The organism is Acetobacterium sp. K1/6 (assembly GCF_034438075.1).
Classification (GTDB): Bacteria; Bacillota; Clostridia; order Eubacteriales; family Eubacteriaceae; genus Acetobacterium; species Acetobacterium carbinolicum.
Genome location: NZ_JAXQGA010000055.1, coordinates 1 through 2613 on the forward strand (window position 1 = coordinate 1; position 2613 = coordinate 2613).

Here is a 2613-nt window from a genome sequence, read left to right on the forward strand (position 1 = left end):
GTAAGTGCCTCAAAAGATGACGTATAGCAAGTTTGATCTAAACCTGATATACTGATGACATCATTATTTGAGGCACTTTTTGTAGTTATGATTGAGTCTGCACACCTCAGGCAATTCCTGAGACCATGGCAGGTATTTTTCAAGTACTTCCGGCTGGTGCAGATAGTCACTGTTGGGGATTTCTGTCAGAAGGTAATTCAGATATTCGAATACATTAAGTTCATTAGCCCGGGCTGATTCCACCAGCGTGTACAGAACCGCATTGGCGGTTGCACCTTTAGGCGAATCGGCAAAAAGCCAGGCGCGGCGCCCTGTTGCAAAAGGTTTGATGCTGGCCTCACAGAGATTGTTGGAGATGGGAAGACGTCCGTCTTCCAGGAAGGTTTCCAGATATTTCTTCTGGTTTTTGGAATAATTCAGGGCTTTAGTCAACTTTTCATTTGTCGTTGGAATGGCCGCAGTTTCGTCAACCCACGACCAAAAGGCATCGAGGATGGGGCGTGACCTTTCCAGACGCTTTTCTCTGATCTCCTCATAAGGAAGATCCTTTATTTCGTTCTCAATTTTAAAAAGCAGGTCGATGTACGCTCGTCCTTCGGCACCCTTTGAACCCGGGATTTCTTTCCCATTGCTGGTCAAGGGAATGCTGTCGATAAAATATCTACGACAGTGCGACCAACATAAGTTGCGCCGGATATTCTCGACTTGTTCATAAGCGGCATACGCATCCGTCGTTAAATAGCCATGGAATCCGGAAAGCAGCTGCCTGGCGATCTCCCCTTTGCGTGTCGGCGAATAATGAAAGAAAACGGCTCGGATTGTCTCGCATGCCGCACTACGGATCACCCACATATAGGATTCGCTGTTGGCTTTCCTGCCTTCCTCCCGGTTACACTGAATCCGTGTCTCATCCATATGCAGCACCTCACAGGTACGCAGTTCGGCAAGAATACGTTCATAAACCGAGGTTAGCCATTCTTCGCTGCAGCGGTTTGTCCAGTTGGCCATGTTTGACCGGGATAGAATGAGCCCCAACCGATACCAGTCTTTTTCCTGACGGGCAAAGGGCATGCCCATGGCAAACTTCTGGTACATGACCTGAGCCACCAGAGACGGCGTGGCAATGGAATGCGGGAGTACCGGCACCGGTATGGCGGCTTTCTGAAAATGATCCTTGGGATTCTCACTGCCTTCTTTGCCACACTGGGTACATTTTGCAATCTGCTGGACAATCTGCTTCACCTTCAGTTTTGGTGGCTCATAGGTCACTTCGGTTCGGACGATCCGTTTGCCGATGACCGTAAGGGCTCCACCGCACTTGACGCAGGAATCATCCGGCCCAATGATGTACTCTTCAATCTCCTTCGGAAGACCGGCAAGCATTTCCTGACGGACTCCGGGTTGGCGGGCTTTCCGGGTATGACTGGGGACGGTTATTTTCTGCTGTTCACCAAACAGTTCTTTCGCGAGTTCCTGCGTTTTTTCAAACAGGGATAGTTGTCCATCCAGGTTTCTCGATGTTTCAGTGGAGGAACCAAACAGTTTTTTGCGAGCTTGCAGCAGCGCCTGCACCATATTTTCAATGCGGATATTCTGTTTGGCAATGATGTCGTCTTTGGCGGCCAGCTCTTCTTTCTGTTTTTCCACCAGCGCCCGCAGCATCAGCAGTTCTTCTTGTCCTGTCATCCGTATCCATTCCTTTGCTTTTTATTGGTACTATTATACCATTTTTAGCTTCAGAATGCTACATTTATCGGTAATAAAAAGTCTTTAAAACGCCATTTTAAAGCCATTTTGCAAATTTATTTGCGCTGTTTTGAAGCGGTTAAAAGCAGCTGTTTTCCAGCGTCATCGTCACTGGTTGAAGGGCTTTTTTCTGCTCGATTTCAAGCCCCTGAAGCAACCACTGAACCTGCTGGCCGGTTATTTCTCTGACTTCCGATGGGGTTCTGGGCCACTGAAATTTCATGCCGTTGAGCAGCTTCTTGCTAGCCAGAATAAAGCCGTTGCCATCGTAACGTAAAACTTTAAGGGCATTTCTTTTCCGGTTGCAGAAGATAAAGGCACATTTGTCAGCGAATGGATCCAGCTTGAACTCCGTATTAACAACGACGGCCAGGCCATCCATCTGTTTTCTGAAGTCAGTGGCTCCACACGCAATATAAATATGGGTGGTGTCGTTGATAAACCGATCCATCATGACTGTGAAAGCTGTCGGATAAACTGTGTTGCCAGAGAGATATCATGGGGATCCGACAAAACCAGCTCAAAACCCCGCCATCGGATAATCAGTCCCGCCACCGGTATTCGCTCATCAGAAGCCGTTGGCATTTCCAGTTTTGCAAACAGTGGTGCTGTGGTCCCTTTCTCCATCGGCTCCATTTTCGCCTTTCGGATCCGCTGCTTCCAATAATAGTAGGTATATTTGTTAAGCTGCTTTGAGGTACACCAGGCGTCGACCGTCATTCCACTGTTTGCCTGTTCTTCAAAACGCTCTTCCCAAAGCTGTCTTTTTGATTCGTCCATTGTATCCTGAACCTCCTGTAAGTTCTTTTAGGTTAGTCTACAATAATTCGACCTATTTTGCACTACGCCATCTTTTGAATCGCTTAC

Annotated in this window: 3 protein-coding genes; all 3 read right to left on the reverse strand. The window is 47.7% G+C overall.

Annotated elements, in window-relative coordinates:
* Positions 1–63: 63 nt before the first annotated feature.
* On the reverse strand, positions 64–1686 hold the full coding sequence (gene tnpC / locus U2P91_RS17750) for an IS66 family transposase (RefSeq protein WP_111888001.1): 1623 nt from the start codon (positions 1684–1686) through the stop codon (positions 64–66).
* Positions 1687–1825: 139 nt separating this feature from the next.
* On the reverse strand, positions 1826–2200 hold the full coding sequence (gene tnpB, locus U2P91_RS17755; protein WP_111887999.1) for an IS66 family insertion sequence element accessory protein TnpB: 375 nt from the start codon (positions 2198–2200) through the stop codon (positions 1826–1828).
* The gene (tnpA, locus tag U2P91_RS17760; RefSeq protein ID WP_111887798.1) at positions 2197–2526 is read right to left on the reverse strand and encodes an IS66 family insertion sequence element accessory protein TnpA; all 330 of its coding nucleotides are present in this window, start codon (positions 2524–2526) and stop codon (positions 2197–2199) included. Before tnpA ends, tnpB begins: the two co-directional genes overlap by 4 nt.
* Positions 2527–2613 lie beyond the last annotated feature (87 nt).

Bases quoted from the DNA above. Each gene is read 5' to 3' on its own strand.
- tnpC (WP_111888001.1), bottom strand. From the start codon at position 1,686: ATGACAGGACAAGAAGAACTGCTGATGCTGCGGGCGCTGGTGGAAAAA.
- tnpB (WP_111887999.1), bottom strand. From the start codon at position 2,200: ATGATGGATCGGTTTATCAACGACACCACCCATATTTATATTGCGTGT.
- tnpA (WP_111887798.1), bottom strand. From the start codon at position 2,526: ATGGACGAATCAAAAAGACAGCTTTGGGAAGAGCGTTTTGAAGAACAG.